This window comes from Thiomicrorhabdus sediminis (genome assembly GCF_005885815.1).
Lineage (GTDB): Bacteria > Pseudomonadota > Gammaproteobacteria > Thiomicrospirales > Thiomicrospiraceae > Thiomicrorhabdus > Thiomicrorhabdus sediminis.
The window spans coordinates 1,559,381-1,581,043 of record NZ_CP040602.1 but is presented as its reverse complement, the minus strand read 5'-3'; the positions used below and the strand labels follow the sequence as shown (position 1 = coordinate 1,581,043).

Annotated in this window: 15 protein-coding genes; 10 read left to right on the top strand and 5 right to left on the bottom strand. The window is 44.7% G+C overall.

Going from position 1 to position 21,663, the window contains the following annotated elements; translation table 11 throughout:
* Window positions 1-178 precede the first annotated feature (178 nt).
* On the bottom strand, window positions 179-1,222 hold the full coding sequence (locus tag FE785_RS07180; protein ID WP_138565102.1) for a hypothetical protein: 1,044 nt from the start codon (window positions 1,220-1,222) through the stop codon (window positions 179-181).
* Between the two features lie 256 nt (window positions 1,223-1,478).
* Between FE785_RS07180 and FE785_RS07175 the strand changes: the two genes are divergently transcribed.
* The 3 genes from FE785_RS07175 (at window position 1,479) to FE785_RS10945 (ending at window position 4,922) form a co-directional block, all read left to right on the top strand.
* Window positions 1,479-2,318 (top strand): CheR family methyltransferase, encoded by an 840-nt coding sequence (locus FE785_RS07175; RefSeq protein ID WP_138565101.1) that lies wholly within the window; start codon window positions 1,479-1,481, stop codon window positions 2,316-2,318.
* Window positions 2,319-2,386: 68 nt separating this feature from the next.
* On the top strand, window positions 2,387-3,454 hold the full coding sequence (locus tag FE785_RS07170; protein WP_238696410.1) for a protein-glutamate methylesterase/protein-glutamine glutaminase: 1,068 nt from the start codon (window positions 2,387-2,389) through the stop codon (window positions 3,452-3,454).
* Window positions 3,455-3,674: 220 nt separating this feature from the next.
* Window positions 3,675-4,922 (top strand): methyl-accepting chemotaxis protein, encoded by a 1,248-nt coding sequence (locus tag FE785_RS10945; RefSeq protein WP_138565099.1) that lies wholly within the window; start codon window positions 3,675-3,677, stop codon window positions 4,920-4,922.
* An 81-nt stretch (window positions 4,923-5,003) separates the two neighbouring features.
* On the opposite strand, the gene FE785_RS07160 is transcribed toward FE785_RS10945, so the two are convergent.
* A complete protein-coding gene (locus tag FE785_RS07160) occupies window positions 5,004-5,267 on the bottom strand; it encodes a hypothetical protein (RefSeq protein ID WP_138565098.1) in 264 nt (87 codons plus the stop codon).
* Window positions 5,268-5,352: 85 nt separating this feature from the next.
* Between FE785_RS07160 and FE785_RS07155 the strand changes: the two genes are divergently transcribed.
* A complete protein-coding gene (locus FE785_RS07155; protein ID WP_138565097.1) occupies window positions 5,353-5,682 on the top strand; it encodes a YqfO family protein in 330 nt (109 codons plus the stop codon).
* Window positions 5,683-5,907: 225 nt separating this feature from the next.
* Here FE785_RS07155 and FE785_RS07150 read toward each other — a convergent pair whose 3' ends face one another.
* Both FE785_RS07150 and FE785_RS07145 read right to left on the bottom strand, forming a co-directional pair.
* Window positions 5,908-7,314: a PhoH family protein gene (locus tag FE785_RS07150; protein ID WP_138565096.1), complete on the bottom strand. Its 1,407-nt coding sequence runs from the start codon at window positions 7,312-7,314 to the stop codon at window positions 5,908-5,910.
* Between the two features lie 45 nt (window positions 7,315-7,359).
* Window positions 7,360-7,827, bottom strand: a complete 468-nt coding sequence (locus tag FE785_RS07145; protein WP_138565095.1) for a peroxiredoxin — start codon at window positions 7,825-7,827, stop codon at window positions 7,360-7,362.
* A 234-nt stretch (window positions 7,828-8,061) separates the two neighbouring features.
* On the opposite strand from FE785_RS07145, the gene dapA reads away from it, so the two are divergent.
* The 5 genes from dapA (at window position 8,062) to FE785_RS07120 (ending at window position 17,001) form a co-directional block, all read left to right on the top strand.
* Window positions 8,062-8,946: a 4-hydroxy-tetrahydrodipicolinate synthase gene (gene dapA, locus FE785_RS07140; RefSeq protein WP_238696233.1), complete on the top strand. Its 885-nt coding sequence runs from the start codon at window positions 8,062-8,064 to the stop codon at window positions 8,944-8,946.
* A 44-nt stretch (window positions 8,947-8,990) separates the two neighbouring features.
* Entirely contained in the window at window positions 8,991-10,109 is a 1,119-nt protein-coding gene (locus tag FE785_RS07135) for an outer membrane protein assembly factor BamC (protein ID WP_138565094.1), read from the top strand.
* Between the two features lie 61 nt (window positions 10,110-10,170).
* Complete coding sequence (gene purL, locus FE785_RS07130; RefSeq protein ID WP_138565093.1) at window positions 10,171-14,040, top strand: phosphoribosylformylglycinamidine synthase; 3,870 nt, start codon at window positions 10,171-10,173, stop codon at window positions 14,038-14,040.
* 223 nt (window positions 14,041-14,263) lie between these two features.
* Window positions 14,264-16,177: a 5'-nucleotidase C-terminal domain-containing protein gene (locus FE785_RS07125; protein WP_138565092.1), complete on the top strand. Its 1,914-nt coding sequence runs from the start codon at window positions 14,264-14,266 to the stop codon at window positions 16,175-16,177.
* 173 nt (window positions 16,178-16,350) lie between these two features.
* Window positions 16,351-17,001: a phosphoribosyltransferase gene (locus tag FE785_RS07120; RefSeq protein ID WP_138565091.1), complete on the top strand. Its 651-nt coding sequence runs from the start codon at window positions 16,351-16,353 to the stop codon at window positions 16,999-17,001.
* 75 nt (window positions 17,002-17,076) lie between these two features.
* On the opposite strand, the gene FE785_RS07115 is transcribed toward FE785_RS07120, so the two are convergent.
* Window positions 17,077-20,220 (bottom strand): bifunctional diguanylate cyclase/phosphodiesterase, encoded by a 3,144-nt coding sequence (locus FE785_RS07115; RefSeq protein WP_168188931.1) that lies wholly within the window; start codon window positions 20,218-20,220, stop codon window positions 17,077-17,079.
* A 354-nt stretch (window positions 20,221-20,574) separates the two neighbouring features.
* Between FE785_RS07115 and FE785_RS07110 the strand changes: the two genes are divergently transcribed.
* Window positions 20,575-21,654 (top strand): sialidase family protein, encoded by a 1,080-nt coding sequence (locus tag FE785_RS07110; RefSeq protein WP_138565089.1) that lies wholly within the window; start codon window positions 20,575-20,577, stop codon window positions 21,652-21,654.
* Window positions 21,655-21,663 lie beyond the last annotated feature (9 nt).

Here is a 21,663-nt window from a genome sequence, read left to right as displayed (position 1 = left end):
CAGAGTTTATTGCTTTGCATTCCGGTTAAAAGAACCATTTCATATCATCGCTCAATAAATGCTTAATGGAATCATCTAATAAAGTCGTAGTCCATTCGTTTTCTAGCATAATAGCAATTGCTTTGCCAAGAGCGTTCAAGGTTGCAATGGTTTTAGATGTTTTTAATGATTTAATTGTTTAAACCTTGATATCAATCAGCGCCACTTGGGTTTTGCGCTGCTTGGGTTCGAGCTTTCTCGGGCTCAATTGGAGCTGATTCAAGTTCAGTCCTGCATCGTCGAATTGTTTTCTTAAAGCGCCCAGTTTATTGGTGATATGCGCTTCCACGTCTTGATTGTCGCACCATAAAAAACAGTTGATGGCACTGTCTTGGTCGTTAAGGCTCAGTTTGCTATTGAGTTCGCCTTGTGGCAGTTGCAGATTAATATAGACTTCCCATAAGGTATTGCTTGCGTAATTAATTTTGTGCAATTCAATCGTGTCCTGATTGATTTTATCCTGATTGTTGAGATATTCATAAGCGGTCACATTGGGGTTTTCCAGCAGTTGTATCTGCTGAACGGTAATTCGGCTAATCGCTTGATTGAGTAGATCGGATAACTTGGCTAAAGCCGCAGAGGGTTGCTGTTGATTGAGCTGCAGGGTTTGTTTTTGCAGTTGCAACATTTGCGCTTTAATATCTCCGGGCAGTTTAGCTTGCCCCTGTTTGAGTTTCGACTCCATAAATAAGCCGCTATTAAGTATGCTAGATTGTAATTGCTTGCCATCATTGATTTTTTGCGGCCGATTTAACTGTTCCAGCAGTTGCTGTAGCGCTTGATTAATTCCGGCTGGTAGGGCTGGCAGGGTGTTCAGCTGTTGTACCACTTGATTCAAGCTGGATTGTTGTGGCAGGAATTGACGCAATATATTTTGAATGGACTGCTGTAAGGCTTGGCTATTGCTAGCCGTCGTTTGCGGCTTGTTGTTTTGAACCGCTAACTGCAGTTCCGGAGAGGTCTGTTTGACCACCAATTTAACATCGCCGGTTAAATTGATGGGCTCCTTTAGAGTGGCGGTAAAGCTTTGCGAGCCGATGGTGACCAATGCTTGAGTGTTATTCAGCGGTTGCAGATTGGCACTAAAAACCTGACCGACCTTAACTTGACCTAGATTTAACAGATTGGTTGTTAGGCGAAGGTTTGCCGATGTCGGATTTAAATTAGTCGGAATCAGTACCATTAAGTCTCCTGATTAGTGAATCATCCGCTTGAGGGTGAATTGAACAACGGCCGATCTGTTTTTTATGATGCGGATTTACGCAAAATGGTTAACAATTTTATGTTTACATTAATCGTTAAATCAGTCAAATTATATACATTAGTTGTATATTCGAGTGTTAAGATTGGCTTTGCAACCCGTTTAATCTGAAGCATTGTATGTCTGTTTAGATTGCAAAACAGACTGGTTACCATGGATGGTAGTGTGAGAACTTGGCATGAATGAACGTGAATTTGATTTTCAGGAAAAAGACTTTCAAAGAATAAAGAATATTGTTTATGACTTTGCCGGTATTGATTTAAACGACTCGAAAAAAAATCTTGTTTATAACCGCTTATCAAAACGAATCCGATTTCTTAATCTGAGCAGCTTTTCCAGTTATATCGATTATGTCGATAAAATGGGGGAGGATGAATTTGTTCACCTGATTAATGCCATTACGACCAATCTAACTTTCTTCTTTAGAGAAAATCATCATTTTGAATATCTTGGCAATAAGGTTATTCCCGAGTTGTTAAAGAAAAACGCGGGGCGTAAGCGTATTCGTATCTGGTCGGCAGGTTGTTCAACTGGAGAAGAGCCTTATTCAATCGCCGTGGTGATAAAAGAAACGGTTCCGGCTGATTGGGATGCAAAGGTGATCGCCACCGATTTGGATTCAAATGTTGTTCAGACCGGAATGCGCGGCGTTTATGATATAGATCGTTTGAAAGGTGTTCCTGAAGCTCGAAAAAAACGCTGGTTTTTAAAAGGTACCGGGGCGAATACCGGTAAGGTGAAAGTCAAACCTGAGCTGCAAAAGGTGATTCAATTTGGTCAGTTAAACTTGATGCAAGATTGGCCGATTGAAGAGGGTATCGATGTGATTTTTTGTCGTAATGTCGTTATTTATTTCGATAAACCAACGCAGACGAAGTTGTTTAACCGTTATGCCGATAAACTGGTTGATGATGGTCACCTGTTTATTGGTCATTCCGAGTCGCTATATAAAATATGTGACCGTTTTGAATTGCTCGGACAGACAATTTATAAGAAAATTAATGCCCCTTCGGCATAAAGTTAGGATTTTGCGTGAATAACCCAGTTAAAGTATTAATCGTTGATGATTCTGCTCTTGTGCGCAAGATGTTGCAGGAAATGCTGTCATCGGACCCTGATATTGAAGTGGTTGGTACCGCTTATGATCCTTATGATGCCCGTGAGAAGATCAAGCAGCTACATCCTGATGTGCTGACCTTGGATGTGGAAATGCCAAAAATGGACGGTGTCACTTTTTTACGTAATTTGATGCGTTTACACCCTTTACCGGTGGTCATGGTGTCAACCTTAACTGAAAAAGGGGCGGATGTGACTTTTGAGGCCATGGCTCTTGGAGCGGTCGATTTTGTCACCAAGCCGAAAATTGACTTAACTCATACTTTTGAAGACTATACTCAAGAGATTTGTACCAAGGTTAAAACTGCCGCCAAGGTGACTCGACAAATGTTAGAGCGCCAATATCAGCGTTATGTTGCGGGTAAAGAGGTGAGTCAGTCAAAAGCACCGGCAGCCCCCGCAACCACACAAAAAACAGAGCAACTGAGCTCGCAGCCGATTCAGTTTAACCGTCGTCATTTTAAAACCACAGATAGGGTGATTGCCTTGGGCGCCTCGACAGGCGGAACAGAAGCGATTAAAGAAGTTTTGCAGCGTATGCCCGCCAATGCGCCGGGGATTGTCATTACTCAACATATTCCGGCCGCTTTCAGCCTGCCTTTTGCCAAGCGAATGGATACTATTTCTGAAATGTCGGTTCACCATGCCGAACACCGTCAATTGATTATTCCGGGTAATGTCTATATTGCTCCTGGTGATAAACATTTACGCGTTGGACGTGACGGCGCCAGATATATCTGTCTTCTCGATGATGGGCCTCCGGTCAATCGTCACAAACCTTCGGTAGATGTGCTCTTTGATAGTGTGGTGGAAAATGTAGGGCCTAATGCGATAGGTGTGATTCTAACCGGCATGGGAGCAGACGGCGCTAAAGGCATGAAAGCAATTCAATCGATTGGTGCCCCCACCATTGCACAGGATGAAAAAACCAGTGTGGTTTGGGGAATGCCGGGTGAAACCGTTAAATTAGGCGCGGCAGATTATATTTTAAGCATTGATAAAATCGCCGAAAAGATTCTCCAGCTAGCTGAAAAATAGTCGATTACGCTCAGGCTACAGCTTGAGTAAAAACGTAACTTCCATTAGAGTCTTCATAAAACGAATGGATCATCTTATACAGATGTTCCATTTGGCATATTAACTGCTTTTAGCCTGTTACGTAATCTTAATATACGTATAACAATAACATTGATCGACACGTTTAAAATAGCAGTCAGACCGCTATTTGAACTCTTACCGTAAGATTAAGGAAGGTATCATGCTTGGAGTTTTCAAAGCATATTGGGCAGCTTGGTTATTTACCCTGGTTGCAGTATTTCTCACCTTTATAGAAATCCCCTATATTGAAGTGATCTCATTGATTGCTGTGTCTCTCATTTGGACAGCATTGGCGGCAAAGTTTGCCCACGAAAGTCCTGAAGAGACAAAATTGTCGGCTGAGATTAAAGAATCTCTAACCACCAGCGTATCCAGTGAAGCCTTGTTGCAGGTCATTACTGCCGATGAATCCCTGCAGATGATTATGGATGATGTCGATAATGTTATTGAGCAAGAGGTTAAGGTTGTTGAAGACGAGCTATTGCAGGTCAAGCATCTGGTCGCTGAAGCGATTGAGACCTTGAACAACAGTTTCTCGGGGTTGCATGAGCAGACCCAAGCCGAGTATCGATTAGTATTATCTTTGTTGGAAAACTTAGGTGGTGGTACTCAGTCAGAAGACACCATGAGTGTGCAGAAATTCTCTGTCGAGATTAAAGGGGTTTTACAGTATCTGATTGATTTGCTTATCAATGCCAGTGAACGCAGTACTCAAACGGTTGATAAAATTGATGAGATGGTCGGTCAGATTGAGGCGATTTTTATTCTGCTTGAAGACGTCAAAGGGATTGCCGATCAAACTAACCTGTTGGCATTGAATGCTGCAATTGAGGCCGCTCGTGCCGGCGAGGCCGGGCGTGGTTTTGCTGTAGTGGCTGATGAAGTGCGTAAATTGTCTTTGAATTCGAATGTGCTTAACGAGCAGATTCGTAAACAGGCTGAGCAAGCTAAGGTCACCGTCGATCAAGTGCGCTCGATTGTTAGTGAAACCGCTTCCAAGGATATGGAGCAAGCTGTTTCATCGAAGAACAAAGTGGGTACTATGTTGGGTGATCTTGAGGAAATGAACTCAGGCATTTCCGATAAGCTGGGTGATGTTTCCGGCATGATTTCTGAAATCGAGCGCAGTGTTTCTGATGCGGTGCGTTCATTGCAGTTTGAAGACATTGTTCGCCAGTTGGTTGAACAGGTCATGAATCACCTGCAAAACCTAGAGCGGTTTTCTAAAGAAATCGGTGATTTTATTGCTGAGAACAAGGCTCATCCGGCTCAGTCTGAGCAGGAGTATAAAGAGCGTGTCGCTGAGTTTAGACAGACTATTCATCAGAAGCGTCAAGAGATCGAGTCAAGCAGAATGTCGCGTGTTAATACCGGTTCAATGGATGAAGGTGATATCGAACTGTTCTAAATCGGTTTGGCCATAAAAAAGCCCGGGATAGTTTTTATCTCGGGCTTTTTTCAATCACCTGGTTCTGTTAATGGAATCTGATTATTCCATATTGCCCATTTCATCATTCCAGAAGCTACCGAAAATCAGGCTGAAAAATAGGCCGGTGATAAAAACAATATACCAGTAGCGACGCATTTTCTTTTCGTGATCGGATTCGCTTTCCGGGCGGTCCTTAAAGAACACAATCATAAAACCAATCGCTGAAATAAAGCCGGCAATATTGGCAAGATAATGCCAACCGGTAAGCATAGCGGTAATGCCTAAGGCAATAATCACCGCATAGACAACTAACATTAAGCGCATATTTTTCCTTTAATGGGTCTAAAATTGTTTCTATTGTAGTGTGAATAAAACTCAATTTTTACGTTTTTTACAGGGGGATTTATGAATGGCTGATAGAAGTCTATACAAATTAACGGTTTTTATTCCCGAAACCCATCTTGAGCAGGTCAAGCAGGCGATGTTTGCAGCCGGTGGTGGGGTGATCGGTAATTACGATAATTGTAGCTGGCAAGTCAAAGGCCAGGGGCAGTTTCGTGCTTTACCAGGAAGTTCGGCTTTTATCGGTGAGCTTAATGAGTTGGCAGTGGTCGATGAATATCGTGTTGAACTGGTGGTTGAAAAAAGTCGTATCAAAGCGGTGATAGCAGCGTTAAAATCTGCCCATCCTTATGAGACACCTGCTTTTGATGTGCTTGAAGTTATTAGCGAATTTTAACCCTGAATCGAATCTGAAGTCTCTTTAAACTTTTGTCATACTTTTTATATTAGTATTTGTTGATATGTCTGCAAACATCATTTAACATTGGTTTCGTTGTTTCATACAACACTCCTCTTAAAGAGCTAAGATTGTTCCCCCCTTATATGGAACCCCCGGTTGGATTTATCCAGCCGGGTTTTTTTTGTTTATGGCTTGTTAAAAACGCAGCGTTGCCATTAATTCTTATAGATTGTCTGATGCGAACTCGGCAAGTCGAGAACGCTCCCCTTGCTGAAGAGTGATGTGTGCACTGTGATTCCAGGATTTAAAACGGTCGACGATATAGGTTAGACCGGTTGTTGTTTCGGTTAGGTAAGGTGAGTCGATCTGACTGATATTACCTAAACAAACCACTTTGGTGCCTTCTCCGGCTCGGGTGACCAGTGTTTTCATCTGCTTTGGCGTCAAGTTTTGCGCTTCATCGAGAATAATGAATTTTTTCTGGAAAGTGCGGCCGCGCATAAAGTTCATTGATTTGATTTTAATGCGTTTGCTGAGCAGCTGTTGGGTGCTTTCTTTTTCCCAATCGGTATAACCGTCCGAGCTGGTCAATACTTCAAGGTTATCCATTAGCGCACCCATCCAAGGAGTCATTTTCTCTTCTTCGGTTCCCGGCAGGAAGCCGATGTCTTCACCGACAGGGATGGTGGCTCGAGTCATAATGATTTCATTGTAGATGTTTTGGTCAAGAGTCTGTTCCAGAGCGGCGGCAAGTGCCAGCAAGGTTTTACCTGTACCGGCAACCCCAAGTAGTGAAACAAAATCGATTTCCGGATCCATTAGGAAGTTAAGGGCAATATTCTGTTCGCTATTGCGCGCGGTAATTCCCCAAACGGAGTGATTCTCATGGGTAAAGTCATGCATGTATTCCAAAATCGCTTTACCGTGTTCGACACTTCTGACAATGGCGTTAAAGCCGGCGTCATTTTCGCTGATTAGGCACTGGTTTGGAAACCAGTGGCAATGTTCATCCACATCCATTTCATAAAAGGTGCGGCTGCCGTCCTGCCAGGACTTCATGTTCTGGCCGTGAGTTTCAAAAAAGTGACTGTCTAGGTATTCCCAGCCGGTAAATAACAGGTCGGCATCTTCGAGTACGCGGTCATTATAGTAATCTTCCGAATGAAGGCCGACTGCGGACGATTTGATGCGCATATTGATGTCTTTGGTGACGAGCGTGACATTGCGATCTGGGTATTGGCTCTTTAGCGCGAGGCCGGTTTGTAGAATGTGGTTGTCAGCTTTGTGACTGGGTAGAGATTTGGGTAATTCGGCAAGAAGCGGTTCGGTTTCAAAGAATAGTTTGCCGAGATGGCTGCTGGCTTTTTCCGGGTTCGGATGGATGCGTTCCAGTTCAAGGCCGTGTTTGATATCTTCAAAACTGGCATCGCTGATAATTTGATCAATCAGGCGGTTGGTTTCGCGTACATTTCGAGAAACCTCAGACATGCCTTTTTTACCGGCATCAAGTTCTTCGAGAACCGTCATTGAGATGAAAATATCATGCTCTTCGAAATTGAATAGTGCCATCGGGTCGTGCATAAGCACGTTGGTATCTAATATAAATAACCGTTTGGCTTCATTGGTCATATTGTCACCTCATATCTATATAAACCGAATTGTCTGTCTCAACTACTACTGCAAGGCTGTCAGAGCCTCCAATACTTCCGCCGCATGGCCTTTCACCTTAACCTTGTCCCATGCTAGAACGAGTTTTCCTTGTGGATCGATAATAAAGGTACTGCGCACTATGCCCATATACTCTTTACCGAAATTCTTTTTCATTTGATAGACACCGAACTGTTGGCAAAGTTCGGCATCAGGGTCTGAAATCAGTTCAAAAGCGAAGTTCTGTTTGGCTTTGAAATTCTCATGACGTTTCATTGAATCCATGGAAATACCGAAAATCTGACAGTTCTTCTCGGCAAACTGTGTACACAGTTCGCTAAAGTCGTTGCCTTCTGTTGTGCAGCCAGGAGTGCTGTCTTTTGGATAAAAATAGAGGACGGTGTATTTACCCAATAGGTCTTGTTCGGTAACGGTCGTGTCAGAGGTGGCGGCAAGAGAAAAGGCGCTAATTGAGTCGCCGATTTTAATGCTCATAGAGAAGTTCCTTGGATTTTTATTATGTGTTTTGGTTTCTAAATTTAGATTCAGTATGACGATTTTTGCCGGTCAATGCAACGCAAAAAAATGCAAAAAGTTATCGTCTTCAAAAGGCTGGCGAAAAAAGCGTAGCTGGCTGTCTTAAAGCGCCATTAATTTGTTGAAGTGTTAGGGGGGAAAGGGTAAGATTACACTTTTTGATTTACCCTCAAAGTTTTGGAGAAAATTGTAGTGTTTAGAGGCAGTATGGTGGCGTTAGTCACGCCTATGTTGGAAGATGAATCAGTTGATTATGATGCTCTGGAAAAATTGATAGAGTTTCATATCGCTTCTAACACCGATGCAATTGTTGCCATGGGCACAACCGGTGAGTCGGCAACAATCGATTTTGAGGAACACTGTGAGGTAGTCAAGTTTGTTGTCGAAAAGGCAAGCGGTCGAATTCCTGTAATCGCCGGTACCGGTGCCAACTCAACCAGTGAAGCACTGATGTTGACGCAATGCGCTAAAAAAGCCGGTGCAGATGCCGCTTTATTGGTAACGCCTTACTACAACAAGCCTACCCAAGAAGGCTTGTATCTCCATTACAAAAAAATCGCCGAAAGCGTCGATATCCCGCAGATTCTTTATAATGTTCCAGGGCGTACCGCCTGTGACCTTTTGCCGGAGACGGTGATCCGTCTGGCGAAGATCGATAATATTATCGGGATTAAAGAAGCCACCGGTGATTTGAGTCGTATCGATGCCATCAAGGCGGGAGTCGATGAGGACTTCGATCTTTATAGCGGTGATGATGCTTCGGCAGTCGATTTTATTCTAGCCGGTGGCCATGGTGGTATTTCGGTAACCGCAAACGTTGCCCCGGCGCAACTGCGAGAAGTCTATGCACAAGCTTTGGCTGGTAATGCGGATAAGGCTCATGAACTTGATAAGCCTTTGCAGGCCTTACATAACGATCTTTTTATTGAAGCTAATCCGATTCCGGTCAAATGGGCGGTAGCACAAATGGGCTTAATGGGAGAGGCGATTCGCCTACCATTAACGCCTTTATCAGCCTCGGCACAGCCAATAGTTCGTCAGGCGATGGAAAAAGCTGGTATAACTTTAAAAAAGTAAATTTTCTGACTGATAATTGATGACTAATTAAGGGTAATTTTTTTATGCGTCTTTATGCAAAAACCGTGGTAGTTTCGACTGTGGTCGCCTCGCTTGGTTTAACCGGGTGTTCTTCACTTTCTAATATGTTCGGATCGGACGGTAGCTATAGAGACAATGAAGCCAAATTAGTTAAATCTTTGGAAATGCCGCCAAATCTGTTTAACCCGGCTAAGCCTAAAACAGAGATGTCATTGGCTTTGGAAAAAGCCGAGCAGGATGCTTTGGCGCAACAAGATACCTATGACCATATCCCTAACTTCAAGGCGCAGGGCATTGCTATGAATGGCAATCTTTCCGAGCGCTGGATTGAAGTGGAGTCTGAAAATAGCGAACAGGTCTGGTCTAGTTTAAAACGATTCTTTATCTCTAAAGGTTTTGACCTGAAAGAGGAGCGTAAAGATATCGGTGTCATGAAAACCGATTTTATTGCGCGTACCGAATTGGTGCCTTTAGATGATGTTGGCCCGATTACCAAATTATTGAATAGCTGGCGTCCGGAATTAGCCGACGGTATCTATGACAAATATACGGCTCGTGTCGAAACCGACGTGGCGCGTTCTGTCGTTAAAGTCTATATCAACCACTCACAGGTCTATTCACCGGATGCCAACGAAGCACGAGATATCGACCGTCAGTGGCGCATGCGCCCATATAATCCAATCATGGAAGCGGAAGCCTTGTATCAGGCAATGGTCTTTTTCGGTTCAAGTAGTGAAAAGGCTTTGGCTCAGTTAAAGGTCACGGAGCAGCAGGTTGAAGTGGTTGAAGGTACCGAGCTGGAAGGTTTAGCCTTTAGAACTTCAATGGAGCAAGGTTGGAGTTATCTGCAGGCGATGATCTATCGTGCCGCCTGGTCGATCGACAATGTCAAAGCATCGCAAAACGAAATTTGGGTGAAGGTACCTAATAACCTTCGCGAAGAAGATTCATTCCTGTCTTCACTGGCGTTCTGGTCTGATGCCGGTAAGAAGGACTTGCCAGAAGTGGTTAAGTTAAAGCTTGCTCAAGCTGAAGACAGTAAAGACAAAGTGATCTTAAAGGTCTCTTCACCGGAAGGTGCGGCACCTTTAAATGAAGATCAACGACGTTATATTTTTGAAAGTCTCGGTTTATTGAAATAAATCGCAGGCATTCTCAGCGCCCTCGATAAGAGGGCTTTTGTTTTTGTAAAGGGTTCAAACTATGCAAGTTATCTGGGGTAATCCAGCGCACTCCGCTTACCGTCTAAATCAATTGCTAGATAAGCTTAAAGCCATCGGCTCAATCGATGCTGTCGAATCGCAATTTGTTTATTTTGTCGATTTAAAAACCGAATTGACGCCGTCTCAGCGTCAGCATCTGAATATTTTATTGAATAATTCCGAGCAGGAAAAAAGCGGTGATTTGAACTCGGATAGCTGCATAGTGACACCGCGTATCGGTACGATTTCGCCGTGGTCATCCAAGGCAACCGATATCACTCATACTTGTGGTATTGAATCGCTTGAGCGTATCGAGCGAGGTATTGTCTACAGTCTAAAGGGTGTTAACAGTCAAGATCGTGCAGCCATGGAAGCCGCGCTTTTCGATCGTATGATGGAGCAGGTGTCTTATGATTTCGCGGCGCTAGAAGCGCTGTTCTCCCATCAGCAACCAAAGCCTTATAGTACGGTTGATATTTTAACTGGTGGTCGTGAAGCTTTGGTTGCAGCCAATACTGAAATGGGCTTGGCGTTAAGTGAAGATGAAATCGATTACTTGGTCACCGCGTTTGAAGGGCTGGGACGTAATCCGGTGGATGCCGAATTGATGATGTTTGCTCAGGCAAACTCGGAGCACTGTCGTCATAAGATCTTCAATGCTGATTGGACGATCGATGGTGAAGATAAACCGAATTCTTTGTTTGGTATGATTCGCAATACCTATCAAAAAAGCCCGGAAGGTGTGTTATCGGCCTATAGCGATAACGCGGCGGTCATTGCCGGTGCGCAAGCGACACGTTTTTTCCCGAATCCTGAAACGCTCCAGTATCAGTTCAATGAAGAGCCGGTGCATTTCCAGATCAAAGTGGAAACCCATAACCACCCGACCGCGATTTCTCCGTGGCCGGGTGCTGCTACCGGTTCAGGTGGTGAAATCCGTGACGAAGGTGCTACCGGTCGTGGCTCCAAGCCAAAAGCCGGTTTGACAGGCTTTACCGTGTCTAACTTGAATATCCCGGGCTTTAAACAGCCTTGGGAACGTGACTACGGTAAACCAGGGCGCATTGTCACGCCAATGGAAATCATGATTGAAGGGCCTTTGGGTGCGGCAGGTTTCAACAACGAATTCGGTCGTCCGGCGATCAACGGTTATTTCCGTACCTATGAAAACACCATGGTGACTCATGACGGTGAGGAAGTACGCGGTTACCATAAGCCGATTATGTTGGCGGGTGGTCTAGGTAGTATCCGTGAAGAACATATTCAAAAAGGCGATATTCCGGTTGGCGCCAAGCTGGTGGTTTTAGGTGGTCCGGCAATGTTGATTGGTCTGGGTGGTGGTGCCGCGTCTTCAGTGGATACAGGTTCCGGTTCTGAAGCTTTGGATTTCGCGTCCGTTCAGCGTGAAAACCCAGAGATGGAGCGCCGTGCGCAGGAAGTCATCGACCGCTGCACTTATCTCGGTACCGATTCGCCAATCGCATCGATTCACGATGTCGGTGCCGGTGGTATCTCTAATGCTTTCCCTGAATTGGTCAATGATGCCGGTAAGGGGGGGCGTATCGATTTACGTAAGGTGTTGATCGATGAGCCGGGCATGTCGCCAATGGAAATCTGGTCAAACGAATCTCAAGAACGTTATGTTATTGCCATCTATGCGGACAAGATCGAACAGTTTGAAGCAATCTGTAAGCGTGAACGTTGTTTGTATGCAATTGTTGGTGAAGCGACTAAAGAGCAAGAATTGATTGTTAATGACAGTCTGTTTGATAACAATCCTGTCGATATGCCGCTAAACGTATTATTAGGTAAGCCGCCTAAGATGCACCGTACCGTAGAAAGCCGCAAGCTTCCGCAAGCCGGTTTTGAAACGGCAGTGATCGATTTGGCCGATGCCACCGAGCGTCTATTGAAGTTGCCGACCATTGCATCGAAAAACTTTTTGATCACTATCGGGGATCGTTCGATTACCGGTATGGTAACGCGTGACCAGATGGTAGGGCCTTGGCAGGTTCCGGTCGCCAACGCCGGTATCACTTGCTCGGATTATAACGGTTATACCGGTGAAGCGATGGCTTCCGGTGAACGTCCACCGGTGGCGTTGATTAATCCGAAAGCTTCTGCGCGTCTATCTATTGCCGAGGCGATCACCAATATCGCTTGTGCCAAAATCGGCAAAATGAGCGATATCAAAATCTCTGCCAACTGGATGGCGGCAGCCGGTCATCCGGGTGAAGATTCGGCACTTTATGATGCGGTGGAAACCGTAGGTTTGGAACTCTGTCCGGCTTTGGGTATCGCCGTCCCGGTCGGTAAAGATTCGATGTCGATGAAAACCGTTTGGAATGATGGTAGCGATGATAAAGCGGTTATCTCGCCAATGTCGTTGAATATCACCACTTTCGCGCCGGTTGAAGATGTGCGTAAAACGGTAACTCCGCAGTTGCGAACCGACAAAGGTGATAGCGAACTGCTGGTAATCGATTTAGGTAAAGGTCAGAACCGTATCGGTGCCAGCTGTCTAGCTCAAGTTTATAACCAGATCGGTGATGTGTCTGCCGATTTAGACTCGGCTGAAGACTTATTGAATCTATTCAATGCCACTCAGCAGATGTTGGCCGATGAATTGATGCTGGCTTATCATGACCGTGCTGATGGTGGTTTGTTGGTCACCTTAATGGAAATGGCATTTGCCGGTCACTGCGGTATCGATATTGATGTTTCTGCTTTAGGGAATGAGCCGGTGGCGGCCTTATGTGCCGAGGAAGTCGGCGTTGTCATTCAGGTTGCGGCCAGCAATAAAGCAGCCGTTGAAGCCATTCTTGTCGATCATAATCTATCGACTATGGCTCACTGGGTGGGGTCAATCAATACAAATGATCAGGTGACCTTCAGTGCAAATGGCGCTGAGCTACTATCCATGTCACGCAAGCAGTTGCAAGCTTGGTGGACGGAAACCTCTTACCGCATGCAGGCACTGCGTGATAATGAAAACTGTGCCAAGCAAGAGTTCGATGCGATCGAGAATGATGCCAATACCGAAATCGCCCCGCTGGTCACTTTTGATATGAATGACGATATTACTGCGGAATTTGCCGGTAAGCCACGTCCGAAAGTCGCTATCTTGCGTGAGCAAGGGGTTAACGGTCAGCAGGAAATGGCGGCCGCTTTCACTAAGGCGGGCTTTGATGCGATCGATGTGCATATGACCGATGTGTTATCCGGCGAAGTCAAATTTGATGATTATAAGGGGCTGGTCGCCTGCGGTGGTTTCTCTTACGGTGACGTTTTAGGTGCCGGTCGAGGTTGGGCAAACTCAATTCTGTTTAATGATACGGCGCGTACCACTTTTGAGAGCTTCTTCAATCGTGAAGATACTTTTACTTTAGGTGTCTGTAACGGTTGTCAAATGTTGTCAAATCTAAAAGAAATTATCCCTGGTGCACAAAGCTGGCCGGCGTTCGTACGCAATGAATCGGAACAGTTCGAAGCGCGCTTCTCACAGGTTCAAATCGAAGAATCCCCATCTATTCTATTAAAAGGAATGGCAGGGACACGTATCCCGGTTGCGGTTGCTCACGGTGAAGGGCGCATGGATTTTGGTGCCGGTGATGCGGCAAATGTCGAAGGTTTGGTTGGTGTGCGTTATGTCGATGCTCAGGGTAATCCAACCGAAGCTTACCCATTTAACCCGAACGGAACCGCAAACGGTATGACTGGCCTGACGACCCCTGATGGGCGTGTCACCATTATGATGCCACACCCGGAACGCGTATTCAGAACCGTGCAGAACTCTTGGCATCCTGATGACTGGCAGGAGGATGCGCCTTGGATGCGTCTGTTCCGTAATGCTCGTAAGTGGGTAGGGTGATTGACTTATCAAATGCAGTGGACCTTATAAAACCTTGTAATTTATAGGGAAAACTGAGTTTTAAAAAGATTTAATTGGATATAAATAAAATTTATTCGATGAAAACTTTAGTTTATTTGACTTTAAGGCTTTCAGCCTTTAAATTTGTCCGATAATTTTTTCTTGGCCCTGCGTGAACCGGTTTCATGCAGGACAATAATTTTAAATAAAACGGAGAGACCTAATGTCTTTAAATCGCCGCGAATTTCTACATGTAATGTCTATGGCCGCTGCTGCGGGGATGTTACCTGGTACAGCGAAAGCTATGTCTGGTGGTGCTGATAAAGCTGCTCTAGCTAAAGCATCTGATGCAATCTACAACCAGCCAATGAAAGGTAAGGTTCGTCTATTGCACATTACTGATACACACGCTCAGTTAAAGCCAATCTACTTCCGTGAGCCAAACGTTAACCTAGGTACTGGTCCGGCTTTCGGTCAGCTTCCTCACGTTGTTGGTCACAAGTTGCTTAAAGAATTAGGTATCGAAGCTAACACTCCTCTAGCGCACGCGTTCTCATACCTAGACTTCACTGAAGCGTCAGAGCGTTACGGTAAAGTGGGTGGTTTCGCACACGTTAAAACATTGCTAGACAAGCTACGTGAGCAAGCTGGTGGTCGTGAAAACACTATCACTATGGATGGTGGTGACTTGTGGCACGGTTCTGGTACAGCATTGTTTACACGTGGTATGGACATGGTTGAAGCGTCTAACCTTCTAGGTGTAGATATCATGACAGGTCACTGGGAATTCACATACAAGGCTGAAGAAGTTCTTAAGAACTTGAACGCATTCAAAGGTGAATTCGTAGCACAGAACATCCGTGTTAAAGAAGATTCATTGTTCGGTGATGCTTACCGTGAAATGGTTGACGCTAACAATGGCGTTGGTCTATTTGACGAAGACGAAGCACGTGCTTTCAAGCCTTACACTGTTAAAGTTGTAAATGGTGAGCGTGTTGCGATCGTTGGTCAGGCGTTCCCTCGTACAGCTAACGCTAACCCACAGTCTAACTTCCCGGATTGGTCTTTCGGTCTTCGTGAAGACGCGCTTCAGGAAACGGTTGATAAGATCCGTGCCGAAGAAAAAGTTGCTGCGGTTGTAATGATCTCACACAACGGTATGGACGTTGATATCAAGATGGCTTCTCGCGTATCGGGTATCGATGCGATCTTCGGTGGTCACACACACGATGGTATTCCTAAGACAATCAATGTTAAGACACCAAACGGTGGTGTGTGTTACGTAACTAACGCAGGTTCTAACGGTAAGTTCGTTGGTTGTATGGATTTGGATATCCAGAACGGTAAGCTACAAGGCGTTGATTACAAATTGCTTCCTGTGTTCTCTAACGTTCTTGCTGCTGACGCGGGTGTTGATAAGTTCATCACTGATCTTTACCTACGTAAGTACGACGAAAACGTTGTTGAATCACGTAACCCTGAAATGGCAAACAACAAAGACCGTCTAGGCAAGACTTACGGTGAAATCCTAGGTGAAGAACTAGCGATCGCTGAAGATACCCTATACCGTCGTGGTAACTTCATGGGTACTTGGGACCAGATCATCGTTAACTCTCTACGTGAAGAGCACGATACTCAGATCGCTATGTCTGCCGGTGTTCGTTGGGGTACTTCGGTTCTAGCTGGTGAGATGATCACTATGGAACGTGTTATGGATGAAACCTCGATGACTTACGGTGAAACATACAAGTCAGAAGTAACTGGTGCTCAGATGAAGGATATCCTAGAAGGTATCTGTGAGAACCTATTCCAGAAAGACCCATACCTACAATCTGGTGGTGATATGGTTCGTCTTGGTGGTATGGACTATACTTGTGAACCTAACGGTAAGTTCGGTAACCGTATCTCTGATATGCGTCTTGATGACGGTACTCCGCTTGAAGCGAACAAGACTTATACTGTTGCTGGTTGGGCGCAGGTTGATACAGTTGGTGAAGGTCGTCTTATGTGGGATGTTGCCGCTGATTACCTACGTAACCACAAGTCTAGCACTAAGCTTAAGAAGGTTAACCATCCTAAGCTTAAAGGTGTTAAGAACAACCCAGGTATCGAATCATACCCAGGGGAATTGGCATAATCTTAGCGATTATCCAATACTAAAAAAGCCGGCTTTATGCCGGCTTTTTTATTGCCTGAATGAATTCTTTTCGTGCATGTCCCATTGAAGATATTTGTGTCGGCAAGTATTCAAATCGCCAACAACATATTAAGATGACTCCATTAACAAGTATATTGTTAAAGGAGGGGTTTATGCGTTTTCAAAACCGAACTCAGGCGGCTAAGTTATTGGCCGAGCGTTTGTTACGGCGTGAGGATATTGAATCCGGCGCGGAGCAAACCATCGTATTGGCTTTACCAAGAGGAGGGGTTCCCTTAGGAGAGGTTATTGCCGATAGCTTGAATTGTCAGCTCGATATTGTATTGGTACGCAAACTCGGCTTGCCGCAATTTTCCGAATTAGCGATGGGGGCGATTGCCAGTAATGGCATCAAGGTACTTAATCAAGTGGTGGTTAACGCCTATCGTGTTTCTGAAGCGGATATCGCCAAAGTTGAAGCCAAACAACGGGAGCTGCTGTTGCATCGTGAACAACTCTATCGAGGCTCAAGACCCTATCCGCAATTGAAGGGTAAGACAGTCATTATTGTCGATGATGGTATTGCCACGGGAGCGACGGTAAAAGCCGCAATTAAGGCGGTAAGAATGCAGCAACCCGTGAAAATTGTTTTGGCGGTACCTGTGGCGCCGTTGGATACTCTAGCCGAATTGCAGACAGAGGTAGATCAATTGATTTGTTTGATTGAAGCCGATGATTTTCAGGCAGTCGGTCAGTATTATCAACAATTCAATCAAGTTAGTGATGCAGAAGTGAGTGCTTGTCTGGCTAAATTTTGGCAATAAATTCTGTTATTTTCGCAGGATGAAAACCTTCAAAATAGTGTTCAGATAAGCGTTTATGCAGAAGCCCAATAGTTATTAATAGTTATTGTCTTTGAGCCACTGTCGCATCTCTTTCCAAGGTTTAGGCTGGCTTAAAAAGTAACCTTGCACCATATCGCAATTAATGCCTTGCAAGCGCTCAATGATTTCGAGATTTTCCACTCCTTCGGCAATGACTTGCAGTTTAAGGTTGTGAGCTAAAGCGATGGTTGAGTGCACGATGATCTCATCCTGGTCGTTTTCGAGCATATCCTTGACAAAGACACGGTCGATTTTTAACGCATTCAGCGGTAAGCGTCTCAAATAGGCTAAGGATGAATAACCTGTACCAAAGTCATCTACCGATAGCTTGACATTTAAGGTGGCGATTCGCTTCAAAATGGTAATCGCTCTTTCCGGGTCTTGCATCAAGGCGGTTTCAGTCAATTCCAACTCAAACAGTTCTGCGGGTGTTTTATATTTTTTCAGGCATGCCTTGAGGTGCGGGTAGAGTCTTTCATCCATGAGATTACGCGCGGAAATATTGACTGAAACACTGTAACGCTTACCTTCAGATAACCACTGTTTTTGCTGTTGCATCGCCAGCTCGATGACATGGTCGGTGAAAGGGTAGATAACATCGCTGACTTCGGCTAGCGGCATAAAACTATCGGGGAAAAGCAAGCCGCGTTCCGGGTGTTGCCAGCGTATCAGGGCTTCAAACCCTTCGACTGTTTGTGTCTGCAGGTTAAGTTTCGGTTGATAGAATAATACCAGTTGGTTCTCTTTAATCGCGTTGTTGAGATCCGCCAGCAGCATTAAGCGCTCTGGTGAGTTGGTATCAAACTCTCTTTCATAAAAGGAGACGCCCAGATGGTTGGTTTTGGCGTGATACATGGCAACATCAGCCGAACGTAGTAACGCATGGCTATCGGTACCATCATTCGGGTAAATCGATACACCGAAGCTGCTGTCGATTTCAAGGTGCATTTTATCGATGAAAAATGCCTGACGAAGAGAGCTATGCAGTTTTTCCGCGAGTGCGATACGTTGGCTGTCATCCAGTAGGTTTTCAATTAGCAGGGTAAACTCATCACCACCTAAGCGACATAGTAGATATTGATAACCTTCCAATGCGGATTCAATGCGAGGGCCTATCTGTTGTAACAGCAGATCACCAATATGATGACCCAGGGTATCATTAATTTCCTTAAAACGGTCCAAGTCAAAAAGGATGACCGTAGCATGGCGGCGCCCAGGTTGCATGATATGTTTATCAAAATAATGATGGAATAGGCTGCGATTTCCCAGATTGGTCAGCGAGTCATGCCTTGCCAAGTATTGCATCGCTTGCATGTTATGGGTGTTGAACATAGATATGGAAAGTGTTTTTCCTATGGTTTCATAGAGTTCACGTTCATGGTAAAAGCTATTTTTTTGTTTTTCAAAAAAGATGTTCAAGCTTCCCAATAGCTGCTCGTTGAAATAAAGCGGGATGACTACTGCGGATTGGAAGTTGGCATCAATCACCTCTTTATTGAATTGGCCAATAATCGGTGAATCTTGGCTGATATTCTCGGTGATCAGAATGTCTTTATTATGTAGAGCCTGGCCGGTCAAACTGTTGTTAATATCGAGTGTTTTCAGGTGCTCTTCAATTTTTTGCGGCAAACCGCATGAGGCTTTAAGTACTAGATTTTGTTCTTCCACTTCGTAGATGCCGACCTTGGCTATCGGAATATGTTCGATAATGGTGTTCATTACCTCCAGATAAACGTGCTGTTTATTGGTCAGGTGCTGCAGCTGGCTCGATAAGCGATTGATGAGCATCAGGTTACGGTTTTTTTCAATTAGGCTAAGACGTGAGTTATCCAGTTCCTGTTGCGTCCGTTTGCGTTCGCTAATGTCTCGTATAATGCCGAGCAGTAGAACCTTATCGTCAACCATAAAGGTATTGAGGGTGACCTCGGAATCAAAAGGCGTACCGTTATATGTGATATGTTGCCATTCGAAAAACTGGTTTTTGCCGTTCAAAGCGGCATAAATTTTCTGTTGAGCGACTTCTGCCGAATTATCTCCATTAGGTTGGATTTGCGGGAAGAATCGCGTCGGAGGCTGACCGATGATTTGTTCTCTTTTACAGGCAAAGAGGTGTTGGGCCGCAGGGTTAATATCGATGATAATGCCGTCATGGACGAGAAATATTCCATCGGAAGAGGCTTCATAAAGCAGGCGGTAGGTGGCTTCTTGCTCACGGATCGCACGGCTGGTTAAAACGCGGTCACTAATGTCGATTGCGATACCAAGAAAGCCGCTGATCTCATTATTTTGATCGCGAATGGCGCTGACAGAAAGCAGTACTGGGAGCCGGTGTCCATCTTTATGAATATAGGTCCACTCGCGTTCTTCGATTTCTCCACGTCGTGTCTTGGCAACAAAGGTTTCAAAACCCGGTTCGATAAGCTCATTGAGTTCGACAGTCAGCTCGGCTGCGCGTTTGATTACCTCTTGAGTATCGTGAAAGAGTTCAGGGGTTTTGCCAATAGCCTCTTCAGCGCTGTAACCAAGCATAAGGCTGGCGCCATGGTTGAAGCTGCGAATAATGCCTTGTGAATCGGTCGAAATAATGCTGTAGTTGGAGCCATCGAAGGCCGATTCGAATTCGCTATAGAGGTTGCGATATTTTTCCGTATCAAGTGATTGCTGTTCGCGTTTCAGTATGTCCGCCAAGAGTTGGCGGATATCCTCGATAAATTGCTGTTGACGGCTGCTAAATTGAATGGGTTTGCTTTGATTTTCAAGGCTGAGGATGAGTTTTCTGGTCTTATTATCAATGAGGTATTGGTTTAAGCAGGCAATGTTGCCAGCCTTTAAATGGTGCTGATATTGGTTGGAGAATAAGGTCTCACTTTGAATGTCGGTGCTAAATAAAGTCTGGTGTTTGTGCCAGTGATCAATATAGTCAGCGGATGCCTCAATCGGCCGAGGTGTTTTATCGCTGCCGTTGATCAGCCGTAGCATACTGCCTTCTAGTGATATTAGGCTTACTTGGCTAAGTTGTAGTTGATCGCCGACAAACTGGCAAATGGCTATGTATTGTTTTTCTATCGAATCTTGACTGAAGAGGATTCGTCTTAAAAAATCGAGAGTCGCAATATCCAAATGCGAATCGGATGCATGACTGATTGTTTTCGTGTCCATTGATTTCCCGATTGAAAAATATACAAACATTTATGCCTGACTCCCATACTAATTAGAGTTCAATGTCTGGTCAATCAGTTTTCCGTTGGCATGCTCAGTTGTGGCGGTTTTTACCGGCTTTTTTTACTGTTTTTAATAATAAATACTAAATAAATACTAATTAGGTCGGTAATAATTTTAGAGTGGTTGTCAGCTGAGATGATGTGTGAATCGAGTCGCTATTCTCGTTGCTGATAAGCGAATTGATAAGCCGTTATGGAAAAATATGCGTAGCCATCGTTTTGTAAAGCTGGCATATTGAAGCAGGTTTGTTGTACGTTGAGTTTGAAATCAAGTTGAAGAAGGTAAGGCATTATGCATGAATATCCGCAAATAAGCTTGGAGTTTTCCAAAGCCCCTAAAACAGAACATTCGGTTTATCTGACAGAAGGCGTTAAGCCATTGCACATCGAGCGTAATGGTCCTTTTATATATAATCAAGCCGGGCAGTTGTTGTGCGTCGACCATAAATCGGCTTATCTTTCCGATAATCAGGGGCAGACCTGGCAGGAGTTTGTTCTGTTTGCCAAAGATCAGGATTTTAGCGCTTCCAATTCGCACAGTCTGTTGTGTTGTGCTGACGGTACCATCGTGTTGTCTTTTATCGATATGGCCAAGTGTCATTTTAATTGGAAAAAGAACAGTAACTCGCCAACCAAGAACAGTTTTCTGTACCACTATATTGTGCGTAGTGAGGACGGAGGCAAGACTTGGCAACAACCTATAGTTTTGCAAAAAGGCTATGCAGCGGCGGCGACCACTTTGATAGAGCTGAGCTCAGGCGCCTTAATCGCTTCGGCACAAAATATGGATTATGCCCAAGCACGTCATTACAGCCTGAGTTTTCGTTCTGAAGATAAGGGTTTGAGCTGGCAGGCGAGCAATCATCTTGATATTGGCGGTCGCGGCCATCACGGCGGATGTTACGAGGGAACTTTGGTCGAGTTAAAGGATTGTGTCTGGTTCTGTATCCGAACCAATTTGGATTATTTCTGGCACGCTTATTCTTATGATGATGGTGTTACCTGGACGCATATCAGGCCAGGTATAGAAGCGAGCAGTTCCCCGGCCATGTTGAAAAGATTGGCAAGTGGTCAACTATTAATGGTTTTTAATACGCTTTATCCCCAAGGTAAAAAGGAGTTTGCCAGAATCTCAGGTCTGTTTTCCGAGGTCAAGGCCTCTTGGTTTCGCGAAGAGTTGGCGATTATTTTTTCCGATGATGATGGTGAAACTTGGTCTGACCCTAAGGTGATTGCACAATGCAAAGGCGCTTGGCTGGCATATCCTTATGTACATCAAATGGATGAGAATAGACTATGGATTACAACCATGCAGTCGGAGTTGCGTGTCGAGGTTGATTTGGCTCAGATTCAAGCAGAGATTGCCCCATAAATCCGCAAT

What these genes read in the sequence shown, in the direction of transcription:
- FE785_RS07155 (WP_138565097.1), top strand. Translation starts at nt 5,353, where the DNA reads ATGGCTGATAGAAGTCTATACAAATTAACGGTTTTTATTCCCGAAACC.
- FE785_RS07120 (WP_138565091.1), top strand. Translation starts at nt 16,351, where the DNA reads ATGCGTTTTCAAAACCGAACTCAGGCGGCTAAGTTATTGGCCGAGCGT.
- FE785_RS07125 (WP_138565092.1), top strand. Translation starts at nt 14,264, where the DNA reads ATGTCTTTAAATCGCCGCGAATTTCTACATGTAATGTCTATGGCCGCT.
- FE785_RS07180 (WP_138565102.1), bottom strand. Translation starts at nt 1,222, where the DNA reads ATGGTACTGATTCCGACTAATTTAAATCCGACATCGGCAAACCTTCGC.
- FE785_RS07160 (WP_138565098.1), bottom strand. Translation starts at nt 5,267, where the DNA reads ATGCGCTTAATGTTAGTTGTCTATGCGGTGATTATTGCCTTAGGCATT.
- FE785_RS07110 (WP_138565089.1), top strand. Translation starts at nt 20,575, where the DNA reads ATGCATGAATATCCGCAAATAAGCTTGGAGTTTTCCAAAGCCCCTAAA.
- FE785_RS07135 (WP_138565094.1), top strand. Translation starts at nt 8,991, where the DNA reads ATGCGTCTTTATGCAAAAACCGTGGTAGTTTCGACTGTGGTCGCCTCG.
- FE785_RS07150 (WP_138565096.1), bottom strand. Translation starts at nt 7,314, where the DNA reads ATGACCAATGAAGCCAAACGGTTATTTATATTAGATACCAACGTGCTT.
- FE785_RS10945 (WP_138565099.1), top strand. Translation starts at nt 3,675, where the DNA reads ATGCTTGGAGTTTTCAAAGCATATTGGGCAGCTTGGTTATTTACCCTG.
- FE785_RS07145 (WP_138565095.1), bottom strand. Translation starts at nt 7,827, where the DNA reads ATGAGCATTAAAATCGGCGACTCAATTAGCGCCTTTTCTCTTGCCGCC.
- FE785_RS07115 (WP_168188931.1), bottom strand. Translation starts at nt 20,220, where the DNA reads ATGGACACGAAAACAATCAGTCATGCATCCGATTCGCATTTGGATATT.
- purL (WP_138565093.1), top strand. Translation starts at nt 10,171, where the DNA reads ATGCAAGTTATCTGGGGTAATCCAGCGCACTCCGCTTACCGTCTAAAT.
- FE785_RS07175 (WP_138565101.1), top strand. Translation starts at nt 1,479, where the DNA reads ATGAATGAACGTGAATTTGATTTTCAGGAAAAAGACTTTCAAAGAATA.
- FE785_RS07170 (WP_238696410.1), top strand. Translation starts at nt 2,387, where the DNA reads ATGTTGCAGGAAATGCTGTCATCGGACCCTGATATTGAAGTGGTTGGT.